The 13,606-nt window shown below is 62.8% G+C and carries 14 protein-coding genes and 1 pseudogene; 9 read left to right on the forward strand and 6 right to left on the reverse strand.

Annotated features, from left to right (window positions below; all coding sequences use genetic code 11):
- Position 1 precedes the first annotated feature (1 nt).
- The 3 genes from DY201_RS05685 to DY201_RS05695 form a co-directional block, all read right to left on the reverse strand.
- The gene (locus DY201_RS05685; protein ID WP_115730370.1) at positions 2-403 is read right to left on the reverse strand and encodes a VOC family protein; all 402 of its coding nucleotides are present in this window, start codon (positions 401-403) and stop codon (positions 2-4) included.
- Positions 404-407: 4 nt separating this feature from the next.
- Entirely contained in the window at positions 408-1,037 is a 630-nt protein-coding gene (locus tag DY201_RS05690; RefSeq protein WP_115730371.1) for a transcriptional regulator, read from the reverse strand.
- Positions 1,038-1,192: 155 nt separating this feature from the next.
- Positions 1,193-2,074, reverse strand: a complete 882-nt coding sequence (locus DY201_RS05695) for a LysR family transcriptional regulator (protein WP_115730372.1) — start codon at positions 2,072-2,074, stop codon at positions 1,193-1,195.
- Positions 2,075-2,250: 176 nt separating this feature from the next.
- Between DY201_RS05695 and DY201_RS05700 the strand changes: the two genes are divergently transcribed.
- Positions 2,251-3,747, forward strand: a complete 1,497-nt coding sequence (locus DY201_RS05700; protein ID WP_115730373.1) for a CoA-acylating methylmalonate-semialdehyde dehydrogenase — start codon at positions 2,251-2,253, stop codon at positions 3,745-3,747.
- Between the two features lie 134 nt (positions 3,748-3,881).
- Here DY201_RS05700 and DY201_RS05705 read toward each other — a convergent pair whose 3' ends face one another.
- Together DY201_RS05705 and DY201_RS28680 are read right to left on the reverse strand one after the other, a co-directional pair.
- On the reverse strand, positions 3,882-4,109 hold the full coding sequence (locus DY201_RS05705) for a helix-turn-helix domain-containing protein (protein WP_115730374.1): 228 nt from the start codon (positions 4,107-4,109) through the stop codon (positions 3,882-3,884).
- A 1-nt stretch (position 4,110) separates the two neighbouring features.
- Entirely contained in the window at positions 4,111-4,956 is an 846-nt protein-coding gene (locus DY201_RS28680; protein WP_147297333.1) for a hypothetical protein, read from the reverse strand.
- Between DY201_RS28680 and DY201_RS05720 the strand changes: the two genes are divergently transcribed.
- Both DY201_RS05720 and DY201_RS28925 read left to right on the forward strand, forming a co-directional pair.
- On the forward strand, positions 4,938-5,333 hold the full coding sequence (locus DY201_RS05720) for a hypothetical protein (RefSeq protein ID WP_115730377.1): 396 nt from the start codon (positions 4,938-4,940) through the stop codon (positions 5,331-5,333). The genes DY201_RS28680 and DY201_RS05720 overlap by 19 nt on opposite strands.
- A 165-nt stretch (positions 5,334-5,498) precedes the next feature.
- The gene (locus tag DY201_RS28925) at positions 5,499-5,663 is read left to right on the forward strand and encodes a hypothetical protein (protein WP_165915922.1); all 165 of its coding nucleotides are present in this window, start codon (positions 5,499-5,501) and stop codon (positions 5,661-5,663) included.
- A gap of 16 nt (positions 5,664-5,679) precedes the next feature.
- Here the strand turns inward: DY201_RS28925 and DY201_RS05730 are convergent, their stop codons facing one another.
- On the reverse strand, positions 5,680-6,327 hold the full coding sequence (locus DY201_RS05730) for a GntR family transcriptional regulator (RefSeq protein WP_115733612.1): 648 nt from the start codon (positions 6,325-6,327) through the stop codon (positions 5,680-5,682).
- A gap of 115 nt (positions 6,328-6,442) precedes the next feature.
- Between DY201_RS05730 and DY201_RS05735 the strand changes: the two genes are divergently transcribed.
- From DY201_RS05735 to DY201_RS29715, 6 genes and pseudogenes are all read left to right on the forward strand, one after another.
- On the forward strand, positions 6,443-7,336 hold the full coding sequence (locus DY201_RS05735; protein WP_115730379.1) for a dihydrodipicolinate synthase family protein: 894 nt from the start codon (positions 6,443-6,445) through the stop codon (positions 7,334-7,336).
- A gap of 123 nt (positions 7,337-7,459) precedes the next feature.
- Positions 7,460-8,713, forward strand: coding sequence for an NAD(P)/FAD-dependent oxidoreductase (locus DY201_RS05740; protein WP_115730380.1), 1,254 nt, complete (start codon positions 7,460-7,462; stop codon positions 8,711-8,713).
- Positions 8,714-8,727: 14 nt separating this feature from the next.
- On the forward strand, positions 8,728-9,729 hold the full coding sequence (locus DY201_RS05745) for a 4-hydroxyproline epimerase (RefSeq protein ID WP_115730381.1): 1,002 nt from the start codon (positions 8,728-8,730) through the stop codon (positions 9,727-9,729).
- Between the two features lie 344 nt (positions 9,730-10,073).
- Positions 10,074-10,976, forward strand: a complete 903-nt coding sequence (locus tag DY201_RS05755) for a branched-chain amino acid ABC transporter permease (RefSeq protein ID WP_115730383.1) — start codon at positions 10,074-10,076, stop codon at positions 10,974-10,976.
- Positions 10,977-10,980: 4 nt separating this feature from the next.
- On the forward strand, positions 10,981-12,576 hold the full coding sequence (livM, locus tag DY201_RS05760; protein WP_067956637.1) for a high-affinity branched-chain amino acid ABC transporter permease LivM: 1,596 nt from the start codon (positions 10,981-10,983) through the stop codon (positions 12,574-12,576).
- A pseudogene (locus DY201_RS29715) lies at positions 12,576-13,442 on the forward strand (ABC transporter ATP-binding protein); the annotation flags it as partial. The gene livM and the pseudogene DY201_RS29715, both read left to right, overlap by 1 nt.
- Between the last annotated feature and the right edge of the window lie 164 nt (positions 13,443-13,606).

A 13,606-nucleotide genomic window follows, 5' to 3' on the forward strand; every position in this document is an offset into this window, starting at 1 on the left:
CTCAGGCGACCTTTTTCAGCGAGCGCGGCAGCTCAGTCGACTGGTACATCGAGATGACGTGGCCGTCGGGATCGGCGAATTCGGACGACCATCCCCCCGGCGCGTGGCTGACCGGCGTGACGATGGTCACGCCCTTGTCGGCCAGCGTCGAGACGACGTCGTCGATGCCGCCTTCGGCGATCTCGAAGACGATGATCGGCGAGTTGCCCGGGTGCGATTCCATCACGAAGAAGATCAGGTCGACGCCATTGACGGTACTTGCGATGAGCCAGTCGCCCTCGCCCTCTCCGTCGCCTTCCATACGCTGGACGTCCAGCCCCATGACGTCGCTATAAAAAGCCTCGGTCTTGTCGATGTCCGAGACGTAATAGCAGATGTTGCCGAGTTTGCTTTTGCCGAACATTTGGTCACTCCGTGATTTCAGTTGCACGTCTGTTGAGTTGCCGTGCCGAGGGGTTTCGTGAGGTCCCGATCACAAAAAGATGCCCGTCGGGGTCGTGGCTCGCGAGCAGAGTGCCCGGCTGTCTTGTCATCGCGAGCAGGGCGCGCCTGATACTGCCGAAGGCGAGCGTGCCGGTCAGGCCAGGAATTTCTTTTACGGGACCGCCGCCAAAGGCCAGCCAGCGCTTGCGGATTTCGGCGATGCGCTGGCGAAGCGTCGGATCCGCAAGCCGTTGCAGCCAGGCGATCTCCTGTCGCGTATGACCGGTCAGGGCCAGAAGCGTGGTCGTGCGCAGGCTGGGCGGCAAATTCGCGACGAACTGAACCGGCACGGTTTCATGGGGCGTCTGCTCGCAGCTCCCCACTGCGAATGGCGCCTCGCGTTTTCTGCGTCGTACCGCCGAACGCGCATCGAAGGCGGCGCGGCGTCGCAGGGCGCCTTCGAGCCAGCGCCGGTTCTCGATCTTCGACAGGTCGGCGCGCCCGGCTGCGACTGCCGCGACAAGAACCGTCTGCAAAAGGTCCTCAGCCTCGTCGGCGCGTCGTGTGGCGCGCCGGGCCTTGCGCAGCAATTCTGCGTAGGGACGGGACAGCAAATCGGTTTCCTCAGTTGGAACGCATGCATAACCCCGAAGATCGGAGCCGGTTTTTGGAAAGGATCATGCACATGTCAAAATCCCGCAGCGTCCTTCACGGTCCAACTGGACGCGACGCCATAGTGTTAGCGGATGTGCGAGATTGTCGGAAGGGATTAGATGAACAGCGCCCGTTCGCGCTCCACCGACTTGGTGATGAAGCCCGCCACCGTCTGGATTCGGCGAAGCGGCCGGACAGACTCGTGATAGACGAGCCAGTAGGCGCGGCGGATCGGCGGGATTGCGGTTACCGGAACAATCTCTGATATCGTTCGGGCAATGAAGGTGTGCAGGATGCCGATGCCGGCACCCGAGCGCACCGCTTCGACCTGGCCGAGCGCGGACGAAATCGAAAAGGCCGATTCCCATGAAGGGCTGAACTCGGCGGCGTAGTCGAGCGAGGGGCTGACGACGAGGTCGGGCACGTAGCCGATCAGGCGGTGGGCCGAAAGCTCGGTGCGCGAGTTGGGCAGTCCGTGTTGTTCGACATAGGCGCGCGAGGCAAACAGGCCGAGTGAGTAGTCCACCAGCTTTGCCGCCACCAGCCGGCCTTCGCTCGGCCGCTCAGTGGTGATGGCAATGTCGGCCTCGCGCCGCGACAGCGAAAATGTCCGTGGGACCGGCACCAACTGGATGCGCAGGTCGGTATGTTGAGCGGTCAGCGTACCCAGGCGCTGCGCCAGGAAGGCGACGCCAAAACCATCGGGCGCGCCGATGCGCACGGTGCCCGACACCTCGTCGCCTTCGCCTGAGATCTCGGCGCGCGCGGTCAGCATGTCGGCTTCCATACGCTCGGCGACTTCGAGGAAACGCTCGCCGGTCGGTGTCAGCTCGCTGCCGGTGGTCAACCGCCGGAACAGCTTTGTCTTCAACGCCTCCTCGAGTGCTGCCACACGCCGTGAAACCGTTGCGTGGTTGAGCTCCAGCCGGCGTGCCGCGCCGAGGATCTGGCCGGTGCGCGCCACGGCGAGGAAGATGCGGACGTCATCCCAGTTCATCGGTGGTTCCAACCTCAGGCGAAGGGCTGCAATCCGCGCACCCTACTATGCATGAAATCGCATTCAAGCTCCCGCCGGGCTTTATTTTCTGCACAACGGTTGCGTTCACCCTCGCGTTGCAAAGGCGCGCGTTAAGCAGGACAATGAGCCATCAACAAAGAATTGGGAGAGAAACAATGGTCGACTACGGTCATTTCATCGGCGGCAAGCATGTCGCCGGCACCAGCGGGCGCAAGCAGGACGTGCTGCAGCCGATGGACGGCTCGGTGCGCGCTACCGTGGCACTGGCCTCGGCGCAGGAACTGCGCGCCGCCGTCGAGAACGCCAAGGCAGCGCAGCCTGCCTGGGCCGCTACCAACCCGCAGCGCCGCGTGCGCGTGCTGATGAAGTTCCTGGAACTGGTGCACAAGGAATACGACTCGCTGGCCGAGCTCCTGGCGCGCGAGCACGGCAAGACCATTGCCGACGCCAAGGGCGACATCCAGCGTGGCCTCGAAGTTGTCGAAGTCTGCATTGGCGCCCCGCACATGATGAAGGGCGAGTTCACCGATGGTGCCGGCCCCGGCATCGACGTCTATTCGATGCGCCAGGCGCTGGGCGTCGTCGCCGGCATCACCCCGTTCAACTTCCCGGCGATGATCCCACTGTGGAAGATCGCGCCGGCGATTGCCTGCGGCAACGCCTTCATTCTCAAGCCGTCAGAGCGCGACCCGGGCGTGCCGCTGCGCATCGCCGAACTGTTCCTCGAGGCAGGTCTTCCGGCAGGCATCCTCAACGTCGTCAACGGTGACAAGACGGTGGTCGACGCGATCCTCGACGATCCTGACATCAAGGCTGTCGGCTTTGTCGGCTCGACGCCGATCGCCCAGTACATCTACAGCCGCGGCTGCGCCAACGGTAAGCGCGTGCAGTGCTTCGGCGGCGCCAAGAACCACATGATCATCATGCCGGATGCGGACATGGACCAGACCGTCGACGCCCTGATCGGCGCCGGCTACGGCTCGGCAGGCGAGCGCTGCATGGCGATTTCGGTTGCGGTTCCCGTCGGCCATGACACGGCCGAGCGGCTGATGGAAAAGCTGGTGCCGCGCGTCGAGAGCCTGAAGGTCGGCCCATCGACCGACTCCTCGGCCGACTTCGGCCCGGTGGTCACCCGCGAGGCGCTGGAGCGCATCAAGGGTTACGTCGACATCGGCGTCAACGAAGGCGCCAAGCTTGTCGTCGACGGCCGCGGCTTCAAGATGCAGGGCTATGAGAATGGCTTCTACATGGGCGGCTGCCTGTTCGACCATGTCACCGCAGACATGCGCATCTACAAGGAAGAGATCTTTGGCCCGGTTCTCTCGGTGGTGCGTGCGCCGACCTACGAGAATGCCATCAAGCTCGCCAACGACCACGAGATGGGCAATGGCGTCGCCATCTTCACCCGCGACGGCGATGCGGCCCGCGACTTCGCATCCCGCGTCCAGGTCGGCATGGTCGGCATCAACGTGCCGATCCCGGTTCCGATCGCCTACTACACGTTCGGCGGCTGGAAGGCTTCGTCCTTCGGCGACCTGAACCAGCATGGCCCGGATGCCTTCCGTTTCTACACCAAGACCAAGACGGTCACCTCGCGCTGGCCGTCGGGCGTCAAGGACGGTGCTGAGTTCGTCATTCCGACGATGAACTAAGCCCGACGGTTCCTTGTTTGCGCGTCCGCGACGCGGGGCAGGGCGTCAACTACGGTGCTGAGTTCCTCATTCTGACGATGAACGGACCCATTCCCCAAGACCAAAATGAAACGGGCGCCCATTGGGCGCCCGTTTTACGTTTCGTCCTCTTCTTCAGGTCCCGGCTGATACTCCAGCAGGTCGCCCGGCTGGCAATCAAGCTCGGCACAGATGCGCGCCAGCGTCGAAAACCTGACACCGCGCACCTTGCCGGATTTCAACAGCGACAGGTTCTGTTCGGTGATGCCGATCTTTGCCGCGAGCTCCTTCGAGCGCATCTTGCGGCGCGCCAGCATGACATCGAGATTGACGACGACGGGCATCTCAGACGAACCGCTTGTTGTCGTCGTCGATCTCGGACGCCACCGCAAGCAGGTGGCCGAAGACGATCAGGATGCCCGACAGGATCAGGGCCAGCAGTTCGTGCGTGCTGAAGCTGATTGCCAGGAAACGCTGGCCCGCCGGCATGTCAAGGCTGAGGATCAACGATACCAGCGGCGGGGCCAGGATCGTCGCAACGGCATTGACGAGAAAGGCGATACCCGACAGCCGCATCAAGCGCGCGCTCTCGGCTCCGACGATGTCATGCAATGCCATCTCACGAAACGCCCGCCGCAGCGTGTGCAGTGCCCAGAGCAGCAAGCCTGCCTGCGCGAGAAATGCAGTGGCCAGCAGCAGCACGGTTGAAGCCGACAGCTGTGCCGGCTTGGGAAGTGCCAGTTTTTCGATGATGAAGTTGCTGATCCAGGCGGGGTCCGACCAGGCCAGCCAGAGGCCGCAGGCGACAAACAGGGCGATCACGCCCATCAGGGCCGAGATCAGCATTTCCATCCGTCGGCTCAGCAGCCGGGCACGTTCGCGGGCAGCCTTCATTTCTTGCCTCTTCAAATTCTGTTTGCAAAAATTATCGTAAAACAATAAGTCGACACTGTCAAACAACCATATGGAGGCACTATGTCGGCTCAAGGACGTTCGATTGCGGCGCTGGCCGGGCTCTTGGCGCTGTCTGCCTGCGCCTCGCTCAACCCGATGGCGCTGACCAGGCTTGCCGGCCTTGACCCCCTGCAGATCGCGCCGGAGCAGATGAGCGTCGCAGCCGTCATGCCGGTTCCACTCAAGTTGCGGACAGGGATGTCGTGCTGCATTTCGCCATGGACGCGCCGCCTCCATATGGCCCGATCAACGAGAAGCTGCCGCTGGAGATCGTCGCCGGCGACAATGCGCCGGGGGTGTCGGCCAGTCCGTCCTTCGAGCGGGTCCAGGTTGCGCGTGTCGCTCAGGCCGACATGGCCCGGCTGGCCGCCGCGCAGGCGAAGGCGCGCGCTTTCAAGGCGACCGGCAGGAAGGACGGCAAGGGCAGCATTTCGGTGACGATCGCGGGTGGCTGCCGCGATGGCGCGATCAATCCTGGCGCGCTGGCGGTCGAGATCTTCATGCGCAGCAAGGCGGACGAGCAGTATTTCCTGGTGTCGTCGGTGAATCTGAGAAAATTGCTGTCCGACGACGCGATCGAGAAACTGCCCTTGTGCGAGCCAGGTAATGGCTGAGGTGCCGCCCGCCTGCGACGCATGGGTGCGCAGCGGGTTGTCGGAATCACGGTTTCAGGACTGCGCAGGGGTGCTGGAACGGCCCAATGCCCCGGCCGGTCGTGCTAAGGTGAGGCTTTACCGTTCAGCACAGCAGCAGTCATGACGCTACCGTCGCGGGGAAGGATGGTTTTCACGAGCGACGCTGCCATCTTCGAAATCTACGTCGCCGACGACGGCACCTGGACCGTGCTGATGTCGGAGGTCACGGGGCGCAGTTGCGTCCTCGCGGCCGGTGACGGCTGGGAGAGTTCAGTCGAGGACGCGCGGGAAACCAAACCCAGGCACTGATCGATCTGACGCGGCATTACCGCGTCGCCGCTGCTTCGGCGTGGGCGCGCAGCATGGCCATCAGCCGCTCGGCTTCCTGGGCGGCGCCCTCCTCGTCATGCTCGAGGATGGACCGGATCAGCGCGACGTGGTGCTCGGCAGAGGCTGCGAGGCCGGTGTCGCGCTGGTAGCGGAACCAGAAACGGCGACTGTGGGTCTGCAGGGGTGCTGCGAGGCGGGCGGCAAAGTCGTTGTCGGCGGCAAGGGCGAGCGCCTCGTCGAGCGCCTTGTCGGCCGCAAGGAAGCCGAGCACATCGGCGGCGATCACCGCCTTCTGCATTGCAAGGGCTGCTGCGTGGAACTGATTGGCTGCGTCACGGGTGACGAAGCGCGCTGCCGAGCGCGCCAGCACGACCTCGATGCCACGGCGCGCGTCGAGCACGCGCAGCCAGTCGCCAGGGTGCAGCGGCGCAATTGCCAGGCCGGCGCGTGGCCTGATCTCGACAAGTCCTTCCCAGGCCAGGCGCTGGATCGCCTCACGCACAGGCGTGCGACCGAGGCCGAGCCTGTCGATCAGCGAGCCTTCGGTGGCGACGGTGCCAGGGGCGAGTTCAAGGGTCACGATGAGCCGTTCGAGCTCGTGGTAGGCTCGTGTCGCAGCCGGTTCCAGTTTCTCAGCTTGCATGACCGAATCTCTTGAAAGCGAAATGATATATTTTTGATATATCAGATGCGATTGCCGATTGACAATGTTGGCCGCCTTGTCATATATCACTGATATATCAGACGGAGAAAGCGCCATGTGGGCCGGAGTCATCCCAGCAGTCACCACCAAATTCACGGCGGACGATCGCCTCGACCATGCCGAAATGGAGCGCTGCTTCGCGCTGCAGATGGAGGCTGGATGCGACGGCCTGATCGTCGCCGGCTCGCTCGGCGAGGGCCCGATGCTCTCGCATGACGAAAAGATCGAAGTGCTGAAGACGGCTCAGAAGGTTGCCGCCGGCAAGCCGGTACTTCTGACCGTCAACGAGGCCGGCACCCGCGAGGCGGCGGCTGTCGCCAAGCGCGCCGCAAAGGAAGGCGCTTCCGGCCTGATGGTCGTGCCGAGCCCGATCTACCACACCAATCCGGAAGAGACAGTCGCGGCCCTTCGCGCCGTGGCCGAGGCCGGCGACCTGCCGGTCATGATCTATTCCAACCGCCTCGCCTACCGCGTCGACGTCACCGTCGACCAGATGGAGGAGCTGGCTTCCGACAAGCGCTTCGTCGCCGTCAAGGAATCGTCCGACGACATCCGCCGCTCGACCCAAATCATCAACCGCCTGGGCAACCGCTACGATCTGTTCACCGGCGTCGACAACCTTGCTTTCGAGGCGCTGTCGGTCGGCGCCATCGGCTGGGTCGCAGGCCTCGTCGTCGCCTTCCCGCGCGAGACTGTCGCCATCTACCAGCTGATGAAACAGGGTCGGCGTGAAGAGGCGCTCGCCATCTACCGCTGGTTCCGCCCGCTGCTCGACCTCGACGTGTCGACCTATCTTGTCCAGAACATCAAGCTTGCCGAGGTGCTGGCGATCGGCTCAAACGACCGCGTGCGCATGCCGCGCAAGCCGCTGTCGGGCGAGCGTCGCAATGCAGTCGAGAAGATCATCAAGGACGCGTTGGAAGTTCGACCCAAGCTGCCGTCGTTCTGAGTGCATGGCTCGAAAATCGGGATCGATTTTCGGGCGGGAGCATGCACCAATTCGACAAGCTGCGGCGTCGCTTCACATGGACGGCGACGCTGCAGGCGAGGGGAGCCGGGGGAGACGCAAGGCATGAGTGCAGCCGTCGACGAGATCGACATCGCCATCATCGGCGCCGGCATCGTCGGCATCGCGGCAGCTGCCTATCTCGCCGAAGCCGGGCGTAAGGTGACGGTCTTCGACCGTACAGGCGTCTGTGAGGAAACCAGCTCCGGCAATGCCGGGGCCTTTGCTTTCTCCGATGTCCTGCCGCTTGCCCACAAGGGCATGATGCGCAACGTGCCGAAATGGCTGGCCGACCCGCTTGGCCCGCTCACCATTCCGCCTGCCTATCTGCCGAAACTGGCGCCATGGCTTTTCCTCTTCTGGCGTGCCGGGGCGCCCGCCAACTACGAGGCGAGCCTTGCCGCACAAGCCGGGCTGATGAAGCTCGCCGAGCAGGAGTGGGCCTTGCTGATGGCGCGCTCCGGCACCGGCTCGATGCTGCGCGAGGACGGTTCGCTCGAGCTCTACGAGAGCGAGGCGGAGTTCAAGGCGGCGCTGCCGAGCTGGGCCGCGCGTGATCGCTTCAGCATTTCCTATCAGCACCTCGAGAAACGCGAGTTCGCCGGCTATCAGCCTGGGCTGGCCGATCGCTTTACACGCGGCACCTTCGTGCCCGGCTGGAAGACGGTGTCAGACCCGAAGGACCTCGGCAAGGCGATCTGGCGCCATGCCGAGGCCGGCGGCGCTTCCTTCGTCAAGGGCGATGTCGGGCTCGTCAGGCTGGCCGGCGACCGCATCCTGATCCAGCTCAAACAGGGCCGCACACTGTTCGCCCGCCAGGTGCTGATCGCAGCCGGAGCCTGGTCGCATCTGCTGGCACGTCAGCTTGGAGATGTCATCCCGCTTGAAACCGAGCGCGGCTACAACACCACGCTCCCCACCAGTGCTTTCGATGTAAAGCGGCAGCTGATCTTCTCTGGCCATGGCTTCGTCATTACGCCGCTCGCCACCGGCCTGCGCGTCGGCGGCGCGGTGGAGCTTGGGGGCATTTCGCGGGCGCCAAACTATGCCCGCTCGAAGGCGATGCTGGCAAAGGCGCGAAAGTTCCTGCCCGGGCTCGACTCGTCTGGCGGGCGCGAATGGATGGGCTTCCGACCGTCGCTGCCCGACTCACTTCCGGTCATCGGCGGCTCGCGCAGCCACCCCAATGTCCACTACGCTTTCGGCCATGGCCATCTCGGCCTGACCCAGGCGGCGGCCACCGGCCGGTTGGTGCGCGACCGCATGCTCGGGCAAAAGACGCCTCTCGATCTCACCCCCTTTTCCGCCCAACGTTTCTGACGCAAGGTATCTGCATGGCGCGCCATTCCTTTTTCTGTATCGACGGCCACACCTGCGGCAATCCTGTGCGGCTGGTGGCAGGCGGCGGTCCCCGCCTCGAAGGCTCGACGATGATGGAGCGGCGAGCGCATTTCCTCGCCGAATACGACTGGATCCGTACCGGGCTGATGTTCGAGCCGCGCGGCCATGACGTGATGTCAGGCTCGATCCTCTATCCGCCGACGCGCGAGGATTGCGACATAGCCATCCTGTTCATCGAGACCTCGGGCTGCCTGCCGATGTGCGGCCACGGCACCATCGGCACGGTGACGATGGCGATCGAGCACGGTTTGATCAAGCCGAAGACGCCGGGTACGCTGCGCCTCGACACGCCGGCTGGCCTCGTGATTGCCGAGTACAGGCAGGTCGGCGATTATGTCGAGGAAGTGCGCATCACCAACGTGCCGTCCTTCCTTCATGCCGAAGGGCTTTCGGTCGAATGCCCTGTACTCGGCGAGATCAGGGTCGACGTCGCTTATGGCGGAAATTTCTACGCCATCGTCGAGCCGCAGGAAAACTACCGCGACATGGCCGACTACACCGCCGGCGATTTTATCGCCTGGAGCCCTGTCGTGCGGCAGCGGCTGAACGAAAAATACCAGTTCGTGCATCCTGAAAATCCCGGCATCAACCGGCTGTCGCACATGCTGTGGACGGGTGCGCCGAAGCATGCCGAGGCGCATGCCCGCAACGCCGTCTTTTATGGCGACAAGGCCATCGACCGCTCGCCTTGCGGCACCGGCACGTCGGCGCGCATGGCGCAGCTTCATGGCAAGGGCAAGCTCAAGGCCGGCGACGATTTCGTGCACGAATCGATCATCGGTTCGCTGTTCAAGGGCCGGGTCGAACGCGAGGTCGAGGTGGCCGGCAAGAAGGCCATCATTCCCTCGATCGGGGGGTGGGCGCGGATGACTGGATTGAACACCATCTTCATCGACGATCGCGATCCGTTCGCGCATGGGTTCATAGTCAAATAGTCGTATGGCAGGGAGCTGGAGCAGCCAATATGTCTAGACATTCATAGGAAAGAGACCATCGGCAAGACGCAAGGAACTGTTGCGGTTACGTATCTTGGCGCTACATTCTTCGATATCGGCGCGCAAAATCACCGGAATCGGCAAAGACATTGCGTTGAGCCAATGATAGGTTTCGCGATAGTCCAGGGCCTGGACAACAAAAAACAGAGGCGGCGGAAAACGCTGTCCGGCAAGCCGCAACGGGTTGAAGAATCACGTTGCAATCCAGGCTCGAAACTTTAGGACTAGGGGAAATATCAAAAGGAATGCGTGCACGCGCGACATTCCAGGGGAGCCGCATCCATATGCAATATTTCGTCCAGCAGCTGGTCAATGGGCTGACGCTGGGGTCCATCTATGGCCTGATCGCGATCGGCTATACGATGGTCTACGGCATCATCGGCATGATCAATTTCGCCCATGGCGACATCTTCATGCTCGGGGCGTTTACCGCTCTGATCGTGTTCCTGATCCTGGGCGCCATGTTCTATTCGGTGCCGGTCGTCATCGCCCTGCTGATCATGATGGTCGTGGCGATGCTCCTGACCAGCCTCTACAACTGGACGATCGAAAAGGTGGCCTACAGGCCGCTGCGCGGATCTTTCCGCCTGGCGCCGCTGATCACCGCCATCGGCATGTCGATCGCGCTGTCCAACTTCGTTCAGGTCACCCAGGGTCCGCGCAACAAGCCGATCCCGCCAATGGTCAGCCAGGTCTACAATGTCGGCGGAATCTCGATCTCGCTGAAGCAGATCATCATCGTCGTGGTCACCGCCCTGCTGCTCGCTTTGTTCTGGTACCTCGTCAACAAGACCTCGCTCGGCCGCGCCCAGCGCGCCTGCGAGCAGGACCGCAAAATGGCGGCTTTGCTCGGCATCGACGTCGACCGCACCATCTCCATCACCTTCATCATGGGTGCAGCCCTTGCCGCCGTCGCCGGTACGCTGTTCCTCATGTATTACGGTGTCGTTGCCTTCTCCGACGGTTTCGTGCCCGGGGTCAAAGCCTTCACGGCGGCGGTGCTTGGCGGCATCGGCTCGTTGCCGGGAGCTGTCATTGGTGGCCTGATGATCGGCTTCATCGAAAGCATGTGGTCGGCCTACTTCTCGATCGACTACAAGGACGTTGCAGCGTTCTCGATCCTCGCCATCGTGCTCATCTTCCTGCCCTCCGGCATCCTTGGCCGGCCCGAAGTCGAGAAGGTCTGACAACATGGCCAATATCGCCCAAGCTTCACGCGAAGAGACCGCCAGCCCCTTGCAGCACGGCCTTCGCGAGGCCTTCTATGCGGGTATCATCGCGTTTGGCCTTTTCTTCCTCTTCATCGGCCTCAAGACCGACCAGAACATCAGCAACGAACTGGTCCTCGTTCCGCGCTGGGGCCTGCTTACCATCGTCGTCGGCCTGGTCATGCTCGGCCGCTTCCTCTACGTCGCCTATGCGCAGCCATTCATGGCACGGCAGAAGATCGTCGATGTCGCCAGCGGGCTGCTGCCCGACAGCGTGGCGACGCGGTTCTTCCGCTTGCCCTACTTCATTGGGGCGCTGGTCGTCGCAGCGGTGCTTCTGTTGTTCGCCGGCTCGCTTGACGGGATTTTCGGTTCCGGCCTGGCTGGTTACCTGCGCTTCTTCCGTGCGCTGGCGATCATCTATGCGCTGGCCTCGGTGCTGTTCTACTTCCGCGCCTTCATCCATAACCACTTTTCGGCCCTCGGCGTCGGCGTCCTGATCGCCTATCCAATCGTTGTCGTGCTGATCCTCGCGCTCTTGACGGGGTCGATGGCTGGCGGCTTCCAGGGTTCGCTCAAGTGGGTCGACAATTTCGGCATCCAGATCCTGATCTACGTCATGCTGGCCTGGGGCCTGAACATTGTTGTCGGTCTCGCCGGGCTGCTCGATCTTGGCTACGTCGCCTTCTACGCCGTCGGCGCCTATGCCTATGCGCTTTTGGCAACACAGCTCGGCTGGTCGTTCTGGATCCTGCTGCCGGTGGCCGGCATCATGGCCGCCTTCTGGGGCGTCATCCTCGGTTTCCCGGTGCTGCGGCTTCGAGGCGACTATCTGGCGATCGTCACGCTCGCCTTCGGTGAGATCATCCGCCTCGTGCTGATCAATTGGCGCGAAGTCACCAACGGTGCTGCCGGCATCTCCGGCATCCCGAAGGTCAGCTTCTTCGGGCTGATGTCGTTCAACGTCTCCGATCCCAACTACATCGCCAAGGTGCTCGGCATTGCCCAGTCCGGCGCCTACTACAAGATCTTCCTCTACTACCTCATCCTTGGCCTGGCGCTGCTGACTGCCTTCGTCACCATCCGCCTGCGCCGCATGCCGGTCGGCCGCGCCTGGGAAGCGCTGCGCGAGGACGAGATCGCTTGCCGTTCGCTCGGCATCAACACCACCACCACCAAGCTCACCGCCTTTGCGACAGGCGCCATGTTCGGCGGTTTCGCCGGTTCGTTCTTCGCCGCGCGCCAGGGCTTCGTGTCGCCTGAATCCTTCGTCTTCCTGGAATCGGCGATCATCCTGGCTATCGTGGTGCTCGGCGGCATGGGGTCGCTGGTCGGCATCGCGGTCGCGGCCGCGGTGATGATCGGCGGCACCGAGATCCTGCGCGAGATGGAGTTCCTCAAGCACGTCTTCGGGCCGGACTTCACGCCTGAGCTTTACCGCATGCTGCTGTTTGGCATGGCGATGGTCATCGTGATGCTGTGGAAGCCGCGAGGTTTCGTCGGCAGCCGCGAACCCACGGCCTTCCTGCATGAACGAAAAGCTGTCTCCAGTTCCTTCACCAAGGAAGGACACGGCTGATGAACGCGAGCGCATCCATGAGCAAGCCGATCCTTCAGGTCGAGCATCTGTCGATGAAATTCGGTGGCCTTGTGGCCATCGGCGACCTGTCCTTTGAGGCCAAGCGCGGGGAAATCACCGCGCTGATCGGCCCGAACGGTGCCGGCAAGACCACGGTCTTCAACTGCATTACGGGTTTCTACAAGCCGACCGAAGGCATGATCCGGTTCAACGGCCGCGAAGGCGGGGAATTCCTGCTTGAGCGCATGCCGGACTTCCAGATCACGGCCAAGGCCAAGGTCGCGCGTACGTTCCAGAACATCCGGCTATTTTCGGGCATGACGCTGCTTGAGAATCTTCTGGTCGCCCAGCACAACAAGCTGATGAAGGCCTCCGGATTTACCGTCATGGGCCTGGTCGGCCTTGGCGGCTACCGCAGGGCGTCGGCTGAATCAGTCGAGCTTGCCAAGCATTGGCTCGAAAAGGCCGAGCTGCTCGACCGTGCCGACGATCCGGCGGGCGATCTTCCCTATGGCGCACAACGCCGCCTCGAGATTGCGCGCGCCATGTGTACCGGGCCCGAGCTGCTTTGCCTCGACGAGCCGGCGGCCGGCCTCAACCCTAAAGAGTCGCTGGCGCTCAATACGCTGCTCAACGACATCAAGGACAACACCGGCACTTCGATCCTGCTCATCGAGCACGACATGTCGGTGGTCATGCAGATTTCCGACCATGTCGTGGTGCTGGAATACGGCCGCAAGATTTCCGATGGCGACCCGATGTCGGTCAGGACGGATCCGAAGGTCATTGCCGCCTATCTCGGCGTTGACGACGAAGAGGTTTCCAACGTTCTGGTCGAGGTTGGCGACGAGCAGGTCATCGAAGAGCTCGAAGGCATGCCGGATCCGGCCCATGGACCTGGTTCGTCTTCGTCGATGATGGCCGGACCGGTAAGCGACACCATTGGCCACAGCGATGGTCATGGCGAAGTCGTCTCGGTCTCCAAGGGCGCATCGAAAGCCAGTCAGGTTGAAGCGCAGGCTGCCAGAGC

Origin of the sequence: Aminobacter aminovorans, assembly GCF_900445235.1 — a bacterium.
Classification (GTDB): domain Bacteria; phylum Pseudomonadota; class Alphaproteobacteria; order Rhizobiales; family Rhizobiaceae; genus Aminobacter; species Aminobacter aminovorans.

What these genes read in the sequence shown, in the direction of transcription:
- DY201_RS05685 (WP_115730370.1), bottom strand. Translation starts at nt 403, where the DNA reads ATGTTCGGCAAAAGCAAACTCGGCAACATCTGCTATTACGTCTCGGAC.
- DY201_RS05695 (WP_115730372.1), bottom strand. Translation starts at nt 2,074, where the DNA reads ATGAACTGGGATGACGTCCGCATCTTCCTCGCCGTGGCGCGCACCGGC.
- DY201_RS05700 (WP_115730373.1), top strand. Translation starts at nt 2,251, where the DNA reads ATGGTCGACTACGGTCATTTCATCGGCGGCAAGCATGTCGCCGGCACC.
- DY201_RS05705 (WP_115730374.1), bottom strand. Translation starts at nt 4,109, where the DNA reads ATGCCCGTCGTCGTCAATCTCGATGTCATGCTGGCGCGCCGCAAGATG.
- DY201_RS05720 (WP_115730377.1), top strand. Translation starts at nt 4,938, where the DNA reads ATGGACGCGCCGCCTCCATATGGCCCGATCAACGAGAAGCTGCCGCTG.
- DY201_RS28680 (WP_147297333.1), bottom strand. Translation starts at nt 4,956, where the DNA reads ATGGAGGCGGCGCGTCCATGGCGAAATGCAGCACGACATCCCTGTCCG.
- DY201_RS28925 (WP_165915922.1), top strand. Translation starts at nt 5,499, where the DNA reads ATGGTTTTCACGAGCGACGCTGCCATCTTCGAAATCTACGTCGCCGAC.
- DY201_RS05730 (WP_115733612.1), bottom strand. Translation starts at nt 6,327, where the DNA reads ATGCAAGCTGAGAAACTGGAACCGGCTGCGACACGAGCCTACCACGAG.
- DY201_RS05735 (WP_115730379.1), top strand. Translation starts at nt 6,443, where the DNA reads ATGTGGGCCGGAGTCATCCCAGCAGTCACCACCAAATTCACGGCGGAC.
- DY201_RS05740 (WP_115730380.1), top strand. Translation starts at nt 7,460, where the DNA reads ATGAGTGCAGCCGTCGACGAGATCGACATCGCCATCATCGGCGCCGGC.
- DY201_RS05745 (WP_115730381.1), top strand. Translation starts at nt 8,728, where the DNA reads ATGGCGCGCCATTCCTTTTTCTGTATCGACGGCCACACCTGCGGCAAT.
- DY201_RS05755 (WP_115730383.1), top strand. Translation starts at nt 10,074, where the DNA reads ATGCAATATTTCGTCCAGCAGCTGGTCAATGGGCTGACGCTGGGGTCC.
- livM (WP_067956637.1), top strand. Translation starts at nt 10,981, where the DNA reads ATGGCCAATATCGCCCAAGCTTCACGCGAAGAGACCGCCAGCCCCTTG.